We start from the raw sequence: 15,881 nt of genomic DNA on the forward strand, positions 1-15,881 counted from the left end.
TTCCCATCACTTATACGCCGGTTGGAACGCGCCTGTCGATATAGGAAAGGTTCTTAGCTGGCCCCGTATGGTCAGAGCCAGTTGCCCACCAGGATGAACGGGGCCCAGAAGAATGGATGCGAAAAACGCGTGTCCCTCAGAATGGCCAGTTGGGCACGGCGCAGGGCCTGAACCTTGCTGGTTCCCGGCTGGTAAAGCGCCCGGTAAAAGGCCGTCATCAAGTCTGCAGTAGCTTCATCCGACACAGGCCAGAGCGATCCCAGCGCGCTCCGGACTCGGGATTTGAGCGCGATCCCGCTGAGGCCCAGGGGGGCGCGATCATCCCCCACCGCGGTCTGGCAGGCACTCAATGTCAGGAGGTCAACAGGCCGCCGCTGCAGGCGCGCCGATGAGAAGATGCGTTCGAAATCATTGACGTCGAGCACGGCGTCACTGGCCATGATGAAGCCGACGTCGGCGCTGTGTCCGAGGACACCGTGGGAAGCAATGTGAACAATCGAGTACTCGCCGCTGCCGATCTCCTGCTCAAAGCGGCTGCGGGTAAACGCATCGTTGCGCAGCACCTTGTGCGGCAAGGTCTGCTCCAACTCGTGGACCTCCCGCTCCACGCCGGGGAGAACCATACGTTCGGCAACACTGGCGCGAAAGTCCCGATCTTGGGCCCAACTTTCAAGTTCCTTCGCCCCCAGCGCATCGGCATCATCCCAATCTTTCCGGCTTTGGGCGGCAAGCGCGCGGAAGAATACCGGTGGAAGGTTCTCGACGACAGGACCGGCGGTGCTCATGCCGGCGATCAGGGTCTGCGCTTTTTGTGCCCCGCTTGCGTCGGATTCCAGCAGGCTGAGCCCTGGCGAGGTCGCGGTGGCGTAATGCTCCAGGACATAGTGTTGTCCATCGAACAAGGCCGCCAAGGCAATGAGCCGGATCGCGCCATCGGGGACCATGACCAGCGTATCCACGTTTAGGGAACGCAGCCAGGGTTCAACCGACTCAAGCAGCCAACCATACCACTGCCTCGAGAGTTGGTTTGCGTCAGGCGCCTGCTCCCGCAGAGCCGTGGAAAACCGGACGGCGCTGGCCTGCAGCGTGTTGGCGCGGACTGCGTGGCTGTAGCGCTTCAACTGATCGCCGACGGCGACCAGAATGTCCAGGCGCTCGGGAAAAATGATCGGGTACAGAACCGCGGTGCGGGCGTCCAGGGATTCTATGGGCGTCCGCTTAGGGCGAGGTAATGCGCAGCGGCCACCCAGATAATCTTCCATCTCGGAGCGCTTGATGAGTTCGACGGTGTCGCGAGCTTCATGAAGCAAGGCAACATTGGGGGGTGCTTCCATCCCGGCTTGCTGGAGCAGCAGGTCAGCCAGTTCGAGATAGATAGGCCCCAGAGTTTCGCGAAACGATGAACGGCCATCATGGTATTCGACCGGGATATCCGGCCTCAGCAGTTCCAGTTGCTGGCGGGCACGGCGGTAGGCGGCCAAGGCCTCGCGCGGCTGGTTCAAGGCGCGCAGCAGCCGGCCCTCGCGCCACTCGAGTTCCATGAGTAGATCACCGGCTTCGGAGCGTTCAGCTTGCTGTCGCGCCTCCCCGTTCAGTTGCAAGGCCTCCCGCAGACGCCGCTGGCCTTCATACAGGCCTGCCAGTCCGGCCAGCGCCTCGGCATTCAGTCGCGGCGAAGCAGTGCCGATGCGGCGAGCCTTGGCGAAGCTGTCATAGGCCAGCCGCTCACCCCGCTCGCCCAGCGTGCTGGCCTGCGCCCCGAGATTGAGCAGCAGCCGTGCCCGGCTTGGCTCGAGGGAAATAGAATCCAGATCCCCAGCAAGGGCCTGCAGTGCATCAAGCCGCGCCGTGGCGCCCAACAAACGGACGTGCGCCAGCCGAACCGCAGCATCCGCTTCCAGGTCGCCCCGGGCCTTTACTCGGGCTTGCCGGTAGAGATCCAGCGCCTCGTCACGGGCACCGAGGCTGGCGCGCACGTCGGCAAGGGCGGTAAGCCACCGCGCCTGATCAGCGGCGGATGGATCACCGCTGATCGCTTTGTGAAGCAGGTCTTCGGCCGCATTCAAATGCCGCATGCGGTAATGCGTCACGCCCAGCCACCCGGATGCTACGGCGCTGTCTGCCGGCGTTGGGGCAACTCGAACCGCTGCCTGCAAGGTATCCAGAGCCAGGTGGAACTGTCCCGCCTGCAGTTGGCGCGTGCCCGCGGTCAGCGTGGCGGTAAAGTCCCCATCCGTCTGGCCGGCTGACGCGTAGAAGGAAACCTGTGCGGCAAATAGGGCAAAAAGGCAGGCGGCAAGAATGGCGAAACGGGTTGCGGCGGCGCGTTTCGCTCCCGCCTTTTTTTGATTGGCTGGCTTCATAGCAAATCCGAAAGGTCCATGCGCACCTGAAAATGTATGCCGTCGTCCTGAATATCGTCGTGCGTGTCCGGCACGCGGCTTGTCAGCGCGTGGCCATAGTAAAAGTCGAGGAAGAGGGGACGCAGCTCCCAGTTGAAACCCAGTCCCACCGAATAAATTGTCTCGGCGCTTTGTCCCTTGTCCCAAGCCCGCCCCAGATCAAAAAACGGAACCAGCGCGAGCCGATGGGCTCGCCCCAGCGCGGTCGTGTCGAACAGGGGATAACGCAGTTCCAGGCTGAAGCTGAAACCCTCGTCAGTCACCCGATAGTTTTCGCGATAACCGCGCACCGTCGCGACACCGCCGATGGCGATCTTCTCCAAGGGCAGCAGCGGGTTATTGCTGAACTGGGCTGTCGCGCGCGCCAGCAATTGCATACCGCTCTCTGTCAGCAGCCACGCGTATTGGGTCTGCCCGAGCCAGGCAAAGAATTCGCTATCCGGGAAGCGCGGGTCGCGTTCTGGGGTGGCGCCCAGGGCATTCATGCCCACGCTGAACGTCGAGCGCAGCGCGATGGCATGGTTCTCCAATCGCCCCTTGTATTCCTGAAAGAGGCGCCAGACCGTGGCCTGATTGCGGCCACTCGCCTCTCCCGGCACGAAAGAGAAGGGCAGGCCGAGCAGCGAGGTCTCACTTTCGCGAACCGCCAGAAGCGCGCCAAGATTGAACTGGTGCCGCAGGGAGACAAACAGGGCCTGATTGAATCCGCCCTCCAGACTATGAATCCGGCTTTGGATATCCAGGTCTTGGACCGGCTCTTCCACGACCCGTGAATCGCCTTCATCGAAACGAAAGAAGAGACTTGTCCCGCGGTCGTTCAATGGAAGGCTCACACCACCGTAGTAGCGGTTGGAACCGGAACTGGTCGTCAGGGTAAAGTCCACCACATCCCCGATTCCTGCCAGATTACGAAGCCAGCCAGTGGCGCTGAAGCCTTCCGCACCGATGGACGGCGGGCGGTAATTGTCGCCGAAAATGGCCAGATAGTAAGGCCTGGCGCGCACCACCTCGACGTCAAGGACGCCGAGGCCAGGTTGGCTGCCGGGCAGGATTCGCCCGTTCATGCCTTCAATGAGCGGATCGTTCAGCAGCGATTGAAAGCGTTCTTGCAGTTCAAGCACATTCAAGGGCTGCTCGCGCTGCGGGAGGAGGCGGTTGCGTATATACCCGCGCCGGAGCCTTTCGTGCCCATGGATGCGCACGTCCTCGATGCGGCCTTCAATGATCTTGACGTGCAGCACGCCAGCACGCAGGTCCTGCTCGGGAATCACCGCGCCTGAGTTCACAAATCCCGCATCGATGTAGGCACGGGTCAGCTTTTGGCGCAGTTCCTCAAGTTCCGCCACTGACACCCTTCGGCCCGTGTAGCCTCGCGTCAGCCTCGCCAGCTTATCTGCCGGCATCACCGTGTTGTTGTCGATGACGATGCTGGCAATCCACAAGCGTGGGGCGGCATCGGCCTTTGTCGATTCCGGCTGGACAGGAACCGGCGGCAGTTCAAAGCGTTCCCGCGTATCTGGAAGATATTCGGGAATTGGCAGCGCTCTGGCACTGGGGCGGTCCATGGATTCCCGGCCGCCCGCTGGCCACGCTGCCATGGGCGCCAAGAGCAAAGCGAGCGCCACAAGCGCGTGGCACAGGCCGTGTGGGCGAATCACCAGTGTCCCTCTGTGCCTGGCATAAGGGCTTCCATTTGCCGTAAACCACCATCACGCTGGAGTGAATGCGAGGCGCGAACAGATCACGCGCTTCAATTCTCGGCCTGCGCTCGCCAGATGGCAATACACGCCTGCTTGCATCGGATGGGTCTGGGGACGATGATGCGGGTTGCCATTTTCAACCGCTTCCCGATGGCGCCGAAACCGCGCCGGGATTACATTCGATCAACAAGCATGGCAGGCATTTTCATCAGTTACCGGCGCGATGACGCCGCCGCAGATGCCGAACGGCTACGGGAGGATTTGCGGCGCCGATTCAACGGCGTGGATATCTTCATGGACTTATCGATTCCTGCGGGACAGGACTTTCGCGCAGTCCTCCAGTCGAAGCTCGACGCGTGCGATACCGTTCTGGCATTGATCGGCCCGCGCTGGCTTGCGGCCGCCGACGCGGCCAGCGGACGGCGCCGCCTGGATGACGAACGGGACTTCGTCCGAATCGAGATTGCGACAGCCCTGCAGCGCGGAAAACTGGTCGTCCCCGTGCTGCTCGGCGGCACGCGAATGCCCGGCGAAACCGATCTGCCCGATGCCATGCGGGAGCTCGTCTGGAAGCAGGCCGTTGATCTGCCATACCGCTACTGGAAGGCAGGCGTCGACGAATTGGCGACGCACCTGTCCCTGACGTTTGGCCTAGAGCTCAATACCGAGGACCTCGAACTCAGGCCGATGCGCGCAAGCGTGGTGCTTGCCGCCGGACTGGCGATCGCGCTGGTACATATCGTCACCGTGTCGTTTTCAACCGTGGATCCGCTGTTTCCCGCTGCCGGGCTTGCTTGCCTTATGGGCTTGCTGCAGGTTCGGCGCTTTCGACTCTCCCATGGCGCGCAGTTCAGGGCCGGAACCGGGCTTGGGGTCTGCGCGACCGCCTTCGCTTATGCGCTGACCACAGTCCTGTGGCCGCAGGATTCGCCGCAGGATATCCAATTGGAGATCCTGCTGAACGTCGCCTTCGCCGGAGCCATCCTGCTGGCTTACATGGCCGGCAGCATCGCAGGCGACTATCTGCGCTCAAGAAAAAATATCGTTCAGGCGACCGACGAAGGCCGGCACTGAAGGCGGAGAGAGCAGCTGCCAGCTCCACATCAGAACGCCTCGGGCCTGCGCGACCTCGAGGTAAAGATATTTTTCACTCACCAGTCCGCGCGTGTCGCGGACCCTGACGTGGATCCAGTGCTTGCCGGGCGGCAGTTCGGCGCCGCGGATCTGGAAGCTAAGCACTTTGCGCGCCTTTTCGGACAGCGAATCGCAAATGTAAGGCTTAAGGTCCTTGCTGGGTGTACGCAGATAGGTCACTTCGAGACTGTCGAGGTTGATGCCGGCACCGGCATAGGGCTTGAGTTCGATCGTCAGGCTGACCGGGAAGGCCAGCTTCGACTCGCTCGGCGCAAAAGCCGAGATGCCAGGCCCCGGAAACAGGCTGCGCCTTGGCTCGGGCAAAGTGCCCGAATAGGCGGGCCACTGGGCTTCCTCCGCCGTGATCAGCTTCAACCGGTCAGCCGGCGGGACACATTGGCGGGCTAAGCCCCCTGAGTCCGCGGAGGCGGGCTCGGTCATGCAGAACGCCATCAGGCCGGCGGCGGCCAATACACTCCGTGGGATAGTGAGAATCTTCAGGCGGGCAGCGCTGGCATTATGGCCAGGCGGCCGTCGGAAGGGCAGGGCGGACACCTGGACGTGCCGCGTCGGCCGACTGGCGTGCAATCCTCGCCTCATTGCACATCACCGGCTTTGCTCCGGTAGGGCGCGATATCGTAACGCAGACCGCTGGCGCCCTCGCCGCGCCCAACCTGCTTGCTGCGGCCGCACCAGAGGAAGCGTTGGCCATCCAGCCAGCGGCAATACTGGAAGCCACGCCGAACCACGGCCCCGGCCCGGGGCACTTCCTCCTCCTTCAGGTGCAACGGCGGCTCGTCCTCCACCAGGCGGCTCAGGTCACTGCGCATGAGCAGGCCCCTCGGGTGGATTTCCACCTGGCTACCGTCCGGGCGGGTGCGCAGCAGCACCCGGCGTTCCAGGTGTATGGCGAACTCGCCGGGCGGGGCGTCGGGCCGGTCAGGCACCGCCACGAAGGGCAGCCATTGTTCCGGTACCGGCGTTGCCAGGCGGTAAATGACCTCGGCGCTGATCCGGTCCGTGGGGATGCGCTGATGGACCGCCGGTGCCGGCGGTTCCATGCGCCGGTCCCGCGGCTCGCCGGAGGCTCCTTGCACGATGCGCTCCACTGCCCAGGCCATGTTGGCCATTTCGTCACGGAACAGGGCCACTTCCTCCAGCGGATCACCGTCCAGGCGGGCTGGCAGGCTCGGCGCCAGGAAGAACAGGTCCTCCAACCCGCCCGGCTGATTGCTAAGGCTGAACAGGGTCCAGCGGGAACCGTCCAGGTTGCGGGCCGGGCCCACGGGTGAGGTGACGCCGAAAGTGTCCCTGACCGTCAGCTGGCGGATGCGGAACAGCGAACCGATGGGCAGTTCGACCGGGATCATGTACCAGTCGTTGCCGAAAACCAGTACGTATTCCGCCAACAGCAGCCGGGCCAGGTCGCTGGGCCCGGCCTCCAGCCGCCCCAGGCTCACGCGGCCGTCCTCGAACTCCCAGTAGCGGTCGGCGGGCATGCCGGGGTAGCGCACCGGCGTCGGCAGCACCGGCCGGAAGCTCAGAGGCTCGCTGGGAATGGGCTCCGCAGCATCTCCCAAGGAAGGCTGGGCGAGGGCATCAAAGGAATACCAGTCCAGGCGGCCGTCGGTGTATTCTTCTGCCGCCAAAGTCACCGTGCGGTCGCTCATCTGCGCCGAGAGGGTCAGGGCGTATTCCTGGCGCGGCTGTACCCAAGCGCTGGCCAGATCCGGAGTGGGTTCGGACACGTGCCGTGCGTACCAGCGCAGCCAGGTTTCGCAGGCGCTGCGCGCGGCTTCGGAATCGGAAAAAACCCATTGTTCCGGCAGGCTAGGAAGGGTGCCGTCCTCCCCGGCAACGGCGCGCAAGGCCGCCGCCATCTTGCGCCCGTCCAGGGCGCGGCCGGCAAACAGGGTCTGCCAGGTGAGCCCCTTGGGGTCCACATGCCGCGCATCGGCAGCGGGGAAGGCGGCGTCCTCGATCTCCAGCCCGAATCCGGCGGCACGCAGCACGGTTCGTCCATCGCCGATGCCACGGGCCTTGAGCAGGCGCAGCAGATGCTCGCCTGCCTCCGCCGCCAGGCGCGGATGGCTCTCGCGGACGGTTTCCCGCTCCACCGCCACTTCCAGGGGCATGGCCAGATGGCGATAGTCCACCGCGCCTAGGGATTTCTCCTGGCCGAATTCCAAGGCGCCGGGACGGTAGCGGCTCAGGCTGCCCTGCTCGCCTTCCAGGTGCACGGAGATGGGCGAACCGGCGTCCTCGCCCTGGAACTCGGCAAACTGCCATTGTCGGGTCAGCATCCACAAAGGGTCTGCGATCTGCGCTTCCAGCCCAGGCGCCAGGTCGGCGGCGTATGGCTGGGGCTCCAGGCGCAGCCACGTGATGATGGTCGGCAGTATGACCTGGAGGTCAGTCGCCAGGCGGACCCGGTCCGCGTCAAAAAGGGCGCCGTAGCGGGCCGTGAAGTCATTGCTCATCGCGGAATTTCCCCAACACACTGCTCTTGTAGCGTTCCGCCAGCGGGCCCAAGCCCACCGACGGCACCTGGAAGGTATTGTCCTGCGGCAGATAGAGAGCGGGCAGCATGCCGCCACCCAGCGCGCGGATCTGCTTGGGGCCGACTGCGCGCAGCTGCATCAGCTCCCAGGTCTCCAGCAGCGTCGCCACGACCGTATCGTAGCTCCAGTGGGCCTGCGCCAGGTCGGGCGGGACCATCAGCAGCACCGTTTGCGGGGCACGCGCGGCGGGCGCGTCGTAGTGAAAGCTGATGCCGGTCATCTCCTTGGCGGCGGGGATGGTTTCGCTCCAGCCATCGCAGGAGAGGCCCGCCAGCGGTGCCGAAAGATCGTGCTGTCCGAGGGTGAGCATGCACAGCAGGGGATTGGCGGCGCTCCCCGGCAGGGCGGCCCAGCGCTGCCCCGCCACATGGGGCAATTGCATCACGCTCCACGCGTCGCTGGCGGCGCCGCTCCCCAGGAGGTCGGCGGCGGTGAGGATAGCGCTCAGGGCGTCCACGTCCGGCCGTACGTGCGCGAGTTGTTGCACGAAGCTCAACGGCGCGAAGGTGTCGCCGCCCAGCAGTGCTTCCTGCTCGGCGCGGGAAGCGCTCAACTCCTGGACATTGGCAGGGGTGAATAGGGGCAGGATGGGGAAGGCCTCGCCCAATACCAGGCGCACGCAGGCCAGGTAGTGCTCGGCGGTGCGGACGGGGCCGGTAGGGTCGCCGGCCTCGGGCATCGTGAAGCCGGCTATCCTTTCCTGCAACTGCTTCTCCGTGCGCAGCAGGCTGTCATGGACCGAATGGGCCTGTTCGGTGAGAGAAGACAGGGCGTCTTCGCCTTCCGGCAGGGCGTCGGGGAAGGCGTCGGCACAGCCCAGGTCCGCGGTGGTCAGCAGGGCGTCGCGCAGCCCGGAGGGAGTCGGCGCCGCCAGGGCTATCGATAGGGCCTCCCGCGCCGAGGTCAGGGCAGGGACGGCCAGATTCACGAGGCGGTCCCTCAGTTCGTCCAGCAGGAAGCCCGGAGCCGCTTCCCCTTCCGGCGGAAAAAGATCGCGGGCGTCCAGGGGCCGGCGCTTGGCGATAAAGGCGTTGATCAGGCGCAACTGCGCCAACAGGGGGCCCAGGCCCACCGCGTCCTCACCGCTGCCATCGGGCGGCGCGTCCAAAAGCGCCAGTTCCAGGTCCTCGGCCGGGTCCGTCACCTTCGCCGCGAAGCGGGCCGCCAGGCGCACTTCCAGGTCCGACGGTTTGCTGGCGTGGGTGCTGCAACAAAGCAGAGCGAGGCTCAAGGGCGACAAACCCAGTTCCGGCAGGGGCAGGCTCAGGGATGCGATCGCCTCGCCGTCGCGGCGCAGTTCCGCCGCCAGCAGGATGCGGCGCGGGTCGCCCAGCATGCGCGCGATCCAGGCATTGAGGCGAGGCTCCACCCGCGCGCGCAAGTCCGCCTCGCCCCAGCCCTCGGGTAGCGCGGTCTCCTGAAGCACCAGGACCACCCGTTGGGTATAGGTCATGCCGGAGCGGGGCGTGCGCACCACCTGCGGGTCCGGGGGGCGGCCCTGGCGGTCCAAGGCGGCGAGGGCGGCGCCAGCGCGTTCGTAGTTGCCCTGCACGGTTTGGTAAACCGCTTCGCTGGTGAGCAGATCGCTGACCGCATCCAAGGCATCGTTGAGGTTGGACAGCACACCGTTGATCTGCGACCGTTCGCCGTCCGTGGCGGCGCGGGTGTGCCGGGCCAGCAGTCCGATCAGGTCCTCCTCGCCTTGCTTCCAGCGGCTCACCAGCGCCACGCCGTCGACCACGTCGCGGGCAGCGATGGCCTCGCTGGGCGCGCCCTCATCAGTCCCGTCGGCGCTGCGCAGGGGCGCCAGTTTGCGGAAGGGCAGGATGAAACGCGCCAACTCGATGTTGCGATCGCGCAGTTGGCGTTCGAAGCGATAACCGAGCAGGGCCGCCAGGGGCTGGCCCTGGGCCACGCCCTCGATCAGGTTCAAGGCCAGGCGCACGCGGCGCGAACTGAGATCGATGTTCAGGGCCTCGCTCTCGCTGCCTCGGTGGCTGAGGTGTCCGCTGCGCAGGACCGCGGCCGTGACGGCGTGGTTCAGGGATGGGGCGTGGACATAGCCCAGGCTGTCCGGCTGACTGTCGGGCCTGAGGTTTTGCACCCAGCCATAGCCGCCCAGGTTGATGCCGGCAGCGCGCCTGCCGCGCACGGCGGCTAGGCGCCGGCTGGCCAGGGACGTCACCCAAGCATCGTAGCGGTAGGCGTAGCAGTCGAGGACGCCGCGCAGGCTGCGGTCGATCTCCGCCGCCGGCACGGCGGAAAGGGCGTCGAGGTTGAGCAGGAACTGGGCCAAAGTGTGCAATTCTGGCTTTTCCGGCCCCAAGGGCAGGCGCACCTGGGACGCCACGTAGTCGGCCAGGTTGGCGGTGCCAGTCAGTTCCGGCACCACAGTGGCGGCCAGTTGCTTGGGCGTCTGGATGAACAGCTTGCCGGCGGCGCTCTCTTCAGGTTGCGCATACACCCCCAGGGTCGAGCTCACGTTGATGTTGGCTTTCAAGACCGTCTGCGTCAGCACGCCGGCCTGCTGGAAGAAACGGTGGGCAAGCAGGGACTGGGCGGCGGTGAGTTCCCGCAGGGCGGCATGGGCCAGGAGGATCTCCAGCAGGGCGTGGGTGGAGCGCGTGCGGGTGTTCAGGTCGGCCGTGCCGCTGGTGCCGGCGCGGGCCGCCCCGGCGATCTCGGCGATGTAGTTGCGACTGAGCGCTGCGCCCGGCTGGAGCGGGCCGGGCTGCACCCAGGGCGCCTGAAAGGACCGTTCGTTGGGATAGAGCGCCAGCTGCAGAATCCGGGCGGCGTGGAACATGGGGCCGGTGAAGGAGGCAAGAGTGGGCAGCACCAGGCTGCGCAGGATTTCCGACTGCACCGCCATCAGCCGCTCCAGGCCCCGGGTGTTGCCGGCGGCGGTCTCGGTGTCGAGCACCTGACGATAGGCGAGGTTGGCGGAAACCGCGCTCTGTTGCAGCAGTTCCAGCAGGTCGTCGTCCGGGTCGTCGCGGCGCCCCATCCGCGGCACCTCGTCCACGCCGTCCCGCCAATACCAGCGGAGCACCTGCAGAAGGCGCTTCAGCCCGGCTTCGGTGCCTTCTTCCCGGTCGGGCTTGAAGGCTTCCAGGGCGATCGCGGGCAGCACCCCGTAGGGCTGGCGGCCGACGCGCAGCGCCGAGAATGGCCCGAAAGGCTGCAGGTGGGCGGTGGCATGGTCCCGTGCCCGGCCGATCAGGGTATCCGTGGCGAAGGGATCGATGAGTTCGTCCAGGTAATAGCCGAGCGTGCTCTGCCACAGTGTGTCAATCAAGAGCGAGGCGGTACGCTGTTCGGTCAGTCCGGCCCCGGCGATGCGACCGAGTTCGCCGTCCAGCCCTAGGGCCCTGGACAGGCGTGGGCCGGCCCCGTGCTCGGGGTCCACCGTAGGCGGGCGGATCGGGTCGATACCGGCGGCGGCCTCCGCAGGGGCGCTGTTGAAACCGGAACGGCGCTCGCCGGTGTTGTTGGTGGGCGTGCCCTGAGGCACGAAAGCGAGGCCGTCGCTGTACTGGTGGGCCTGAAGCAATTGCTCCAGCCGGGCCGCTGCTTGCTCCGGGCTGAGGGTCCAGTCCACGCCAAATACCAGCAGCAGATCGATGCCGTCCGCCAGGCGGCCCTGATTCAGATCGCTGTCGCGGACGCTGATGGCCATGCCGGCCTGCTGCGCCGCAGCGAAATCCGTCAGCCAGCGTAATTCCGCGTCCACCGGGGGCTCATCCAGGGTTTGCACGAGTTCGGTCATCCCTTCGAAAGCGGGACCCACGTTCAAGCTGTCGGGCACGATGCCGCCCCAGCGAGTGAACAGGGTGGTGAACCCGGCTGCGCCCCGGCGTTTCAGCCCGACCGCTACCCAACGGTCCGGCAGCGCGACGGCGCGCGGCGCGCGGGCGATGTCGCCGGGCCTCAGGGACACCTCGGGAAAGGCGGGCTCGGCACCCGCCGGCAAGGCATCGGCCACAGCGTCGTAGTTGCCGGGGGTGAGGCTGCGAGCCACCCAAAGCGCCCGGCCAGGGTCCAGAGCCCGCACCAGTTCGGTCCAGGCGGAAGCATCGCCTGCCAGCCGCCGAATCCAGTACCAACGCCCCAGTTCGGCTTCCCGCGCGGTCAGTTCAGGGTTGTGAGTGTCCAAGTGGATTTGGTCGGGAAAAATCCGGATGCGCAGTTCCCGGCCACCGTCGAAAAAGCGGGTCTCCAGGCGAACCGGCAGCATGGCTAGGGGCACGCCGGCATCCAGGCCGGCGATGAAGTCCTGGGGTGGTAGCGTGCCAACGGATTCGCCGAGGCGGTCGACGATAACACCGTCCAGCTTCACCCGCTCGGAAAGGATGTCCTTCCGCTCCTGACGTAGCGCCTCGATTTGTGCGGCCTTGGCGGAGAGCGCCTCGTCTTGCGCTCCCGCGCGGGCCAAGGCCTGGCGCTCGGCCTCGGCCGCGGCCAGCCGGCCGGTGTTGGCTCGCAGCCTGGACTCCGCAGCTTCCCGGTCCTGGCGGGCCGTGCCAAGGCTGTTGCGAAACTGCTCGAACTCGATGGGCGGCATCGTGATTCCCTTACTTGACCAGATGGCGGCCGTGCACGGCGACTCGCATGGGCTGTTGCAGGCAGATAGAGGCGATATGGGCGGCGTTACGGCCGAACTCCAGGCCGGCCAGGGCGCGGTGGTTGAGCGGGCTGGCGGCGAGGCGCAGGTAGCCGCCTTCCGCTACCCCGGTATGGGACCAGCTCGCATCGGCCCAGCGCGCCAGCGGTTTCGCGGCACCATCGGGCTGGTCGAAGCCGAAGCGGGGTTCGGTGGGCTGTTCCTGCACCAGGAAGAACCAGCCGCCGTCACGGATGAGATCCTCGTCCACCAGGTCGAAGCCTCCGAAGATGATATCCGGGTCCAGTTTGCCCCAGAATGCCGGCGCCTTCACGATGGCCGGCTGCTCGGTCAAACGTTGCCCGTCTGCGGTGGCCTTCCACGCCAGGAGCACGGCGTTGGGGTAGCGGCGGATCAGGTCCCCGCGTATCAACAGTACGATCTGCCCCCCGGTCCCGGCGCCGCGGGTGTGGCTGCCCAGGGCGCCCCCTCGGAACCAGGTATGAATCGGGTCGATGTCCGGCTGCCCGTCCAGCCATTGCCAGAAATGCCGGAAGGGCGTTCCGCGCTGGTCCGTGGGGTAGGCGCGCCACAGCAACTCGCGGTTCATCTCGTAGTTCACGCCGACCATGAAGGCCTCAATGAAACGGGGGTTGGTTTCCAGCAGAGTGATGGAATTGGGCGGAATGACCCCGATACCCGGCACGAAGCGCTCCCGGTCGTAACCAGCCAGGTACTGGTAGGTGGGAACTGGAAGCTCCGGCGCCGCCATGATCCGGTCGAACCAGGGTGTGACGCGCAGGCCGCGGTCGACCGCGGCGGTGATCAGGCCGCCTTGGATCTTCACCATCTCCAGCAGGCGTCGCGGCACCACCGTTTTCGGATCGAGGCGGGCCAGCAGGGTGTCGCGCGAGGCCGCGATGTCGAAGGCGACGAATCGGCCTCGCTCCACCGGCCGGTTGAGGTCTCGCTCGGCGATGATCTGGCGGATGGTCGCATCGTATTTCGCCACCGCCTCCACGGCAGTCACCGGCATGGGCAGGGTGTTGGAAGGCATGGGCGGCGCCGCGGGAGGCGGCTGGGTAGCCGGAGGACGCACCACCACGGGCGGGGTGCGGCCCGGCATGGTCGGAGTCCGCTCCACGACCCGCGGGTTGGCGCGAGCCTCCGCCGCCGCCGAGGGCACGGGCCGCACGGTGCGGACGCTGGCGGTGCCGCGCAAACCCGTCGCCGGCACGGCCTGGGTGTCGAAGGCGCTGTCGCGCATCAGCAACTCACCGCTGACACTGCGGGACACCGCCGGCTTCACCGCCCCGGTGCGGCTGAAGGTGCCGACCGGGAGATCCGCCAGCACGGTATTGAGGTTGGCGACGCCACCGGCGACGATGTCCGGACTTACCGATCCCACCTGGGTCAGGGTGCCGGCCGAGCTTTTGACGAAAACCGTGCCGCGGCTGTCGATCTCCAGCGGGTCGATGCTCGGCGCGCTGCTCTTGTTTAGGGTGACCAGCATGCCCTTGGCGCCGGCATTCCTGATCGATGTGTCCAGAACCGCCTTGACAGTCGCGGCCAGGCCGGTGGTCGCGGCGACAGGGTCGTCGCTGGCCAGGTTGAGTTCCGTCAGATTGTCGATCTGGCTGCGGGTGACGACGCCCGCGGTGCGCAAGTCTGCCCTGGGTTCGATGGTTAGCGGGTTGCTTTGGAAATCGCGGCCGCGCAGGGGCTGTGCCGCGTTGCCATAGGCCTGGAGGCGGGCGCCATCGATCCTGAGCGCCAGGCCCTGCTCCCCCAGGTCCAGCACTGTCTGGCCTTGCGCCCGGTCGAGGGTAACCGAGCTGACGAGCCCGTCGGGGGTGAAGGCGGTAGGATCGGCCGCGCGCCGGCCTGAGGCCAGGGCATCGACCAGGGACGAACGGCCTTTGCCGGAGAATCCGGCGGACAACCGTCCGTCCCGCGACAGCCGCCGGGCGGTGGCCTTCATCACGGGCCGCTGCGGACTGGTCAGGCGGCGCAGGGCCGGGTCCGCGGCGGCGTTGGTGAGGCTGCTGGCGCGCAACCGGGTCATAAGGGTGCCGTCGCCGGCGCGGGTGCGCCCAAGCAGGGGAGCAGCCAGACTCAACAGTCGATCCCCCGGCAGGGTACTGAAGTGCCGCTCGTAGCCGCGCAGGTTGGCTTCGAAGCTCAAGCGGCCCCAGTTGAGCCGGTCCTGGGCCTTGAGGATTTCGCCCACCTGCTCCCAGGCCTGTTGCATGAAGTCTTCCTGGTTGCGGCGCACCACCTCGGCACCGAAGCCAGCGGCGACGCGCGCCCGGGGGTCCAGGTTGAGTTCCGTCATCCAGGCTGGCAGGCCGGGGCCGATCGCATGGGCGCGGGCGTGCCATTGCCCGTAGATGGGCGGGCCCAACACCGGGGTGGCGTCCGCCGGCCCGCCTTCCAGAAAGCGGGCCGGGGCGTTGAGAGCGGTCGAAAGACCTCCCTGTACCGCCTCGGCGATCTCGTCCAGGCGGCCGGAACTTCGCTTGGGCGCCCGCAGGGCCCCGTCCATCAGAGTGTTTCCTTCGGCCTCCTCCGGTGGGATGGCGGGGATCACCGGATTCCCGTCGCCGATGTACAGGGGGGTCACGCCCACCGTTTCCGGGCAGGCGAAGGGCTTGAGCTTGCGCGCCAGGGACTCGAAATCCCCGAGCGGTCCCGTGGCGAATTCCCAGTGATAGTAGACCGGCAACTCCACCGCGCCCGGCGGAGTGGGCCAGGCCGGAGCCAGGGTCGGATGCTGCTTGGGGTCCGGGGCGCCGCCCAGGCCGCGGATGACACCCACATCGAAGGCGGGCACCAGACAGGCGATGTAATGGTGGTTGGGCTCCAGACGCCTGGGGCACAGAATGCGCGAAACATTGTGATCGGGCCGGTTGCTCAGTTCGTCGGCGAGGGGCGTGGCGCTGCCTTCCTCCACCACCACCTGGGCATGGGCCCATGCCCAGGATTCGGCCAGGTCGGGTAGTTCCTGGGCGGCCACCTCGGCGCGGACCTTGACCGTGGGCAGGGGCCTGAGGCGGTCCGCCTTCGGCGGGTCGACCCTCGCCCGGTCCAGCACCAGCAGCACCAGCCAGGGCAGCAGGCGCTGCTGGCCGTCGGCCCGGGCTGGGGTGAACATCCAGGGAAAGTCCGGCGGGTCGAACTCGACGGCGGCGAAGTAGTTGGTTTCCACGTTGCTGCTGCCGGGCCTGGGTGAGGCGCGCACGATGACCCGCGGGTCGATGCCGATGATGTCCCCGGGGCCGTAAAGGCCGATGGCGTCTTCCGGCGGGCGGTACTCCTGCAGGGCGTCGGGGGCGCCGCCGCCGGAGGCCTTCACCGTCACCGTCACGGCGACATTCGCCCGGGCCGGCAGGCTCCCGCCGGATTCCGGCGCGGTGATCGCCGCCGCCAAGCCCCGCCGGGTCCAGGGCAGGAAGCGGTAGCCGGCGGCATTGCTCATGGG

The 15,881-nt window shown here is 66.7% G+C and carries 7 protein-coding genes; 1 reads left to right on the plus strand and 6 read right to left on the minus strand.

All coding sequences use genetic code 11. The features are described from left to right. Nucleotides 1-71: 71 nt before the first annotated feature. Together EK23_RS05400 and EK23_RS05405 are read right to left on the minus strand one after the other, a co-directional pair. Nucleotides 72-2,363 carry a CHAT domain-containing protein gene (locus EK23_RS05400; protein ID WP_045224263.1) on the minus strand — a complete coding sequence of 764 codons (2,292 nt, stop codon included), beginning with the start codon at nt 2,361-2,363 and terminating at the stop codon, nt 72-74. Continuing rightward, complete coding sequence (locus tag EK23_RS05405) at nt 2,360-3,967, minus strand: ShlB/FhaC/HecB family hemolysin secretion/activation protein (protein WP_045224264.1); 1,608 nt, start codon at nt 3,965-3,967, stop codon at nt 2,360-2,362. The genes EK23_RS05400 and EK23_RS05405 overlap by 4 nt, the downstream gene beginning before the upstream one ends. Nucleotides 3,968-4,219: 252 nt before the next feature. On the opposite strand from EK23_RS05405, the gene EK23_RS21520 reads away from it, so the two are divergent. Then, the gene (locus EK23_RS21520) at nt 4,220-5,176 is read left to right on the plus strand and encodes a TIR domain-containing protein (protein ID WP_158002449.1); all 957 of its coding nucleotides are present in this window, start codon (nt 4,220-4,222) and stop codon (nt 5,174-5,176) included. Here the strand turns inward: EK23_RS21520 and EK23_RS05415 are convergent. From EK23_RS05415 to EK23_RS05430, 4 genes are all read right to left on the minus strand, one after another. Continuing rightward, complete coding sequence (locus EK23_RS05415) at nt 5,132-5,611, minus strand: hypothetical protein (protein WP_145998563.1); 480 nt, start codon at nt 5,609-5,611, stop codon at nt 5,132-5,134. The two genes, EK23_RS21520 and EK23_RS05415, sit on opposite strands and share 45 nt — an antisense overlap. 221 nt (nt 5,612-5,832) lie before the next feature. Next, nucleotides 5,833-7,716 carry a hypothetical protein gene (locus tag EK23_RS05420; protein ID WP_045224266.1) on the minus strand — a complete coding sequence of 628 codons (1,884 nt, stop codon included), beginning with the start codon at nt 7,714-7,716 and terminating at the stop codon, nt 5,833-5,835. Continuing rightward, nucleotides 7,706-12,361 (minus strand): hypothetical protein, encoded by a 4,656-nt coding sequence (locus tag EK23_RS23610; protein ID WP_045224267.1) that lies wholly within the window; start codon nt 12,359-12,361, stop codon nt 7,706-7,708. Before EK23_RS23610 ends, EK23_RS05420 begins: the two co-directional genes overlap by 11 nt. 10 nt (nt 12,362-12,371) lie before the next feature. Further along, nucleotides 12,372-15,878 (minus strand): hypothetical protein, encoded by a 3,507-nt coding sequence (locus EK23_RS05430; RefSeq protein WP_045224268.1) that lies wholly within the window; start codon nt 15,876-15,878, stop codon nt 12,372-12,374. Between the last annotated feature and the right edge of the window lie 3 nt (nt 15,879-15,881).

Source organism: Methyloterricola oryzae (assembly GCF_000934725.1).
Classification (GTDB): Bacteria; Pseudomonadota; Gammaproteobacteria; order Methylococcales; family Methylococcaceae; genus Methyloterricola; species Methyloterricola oryzae.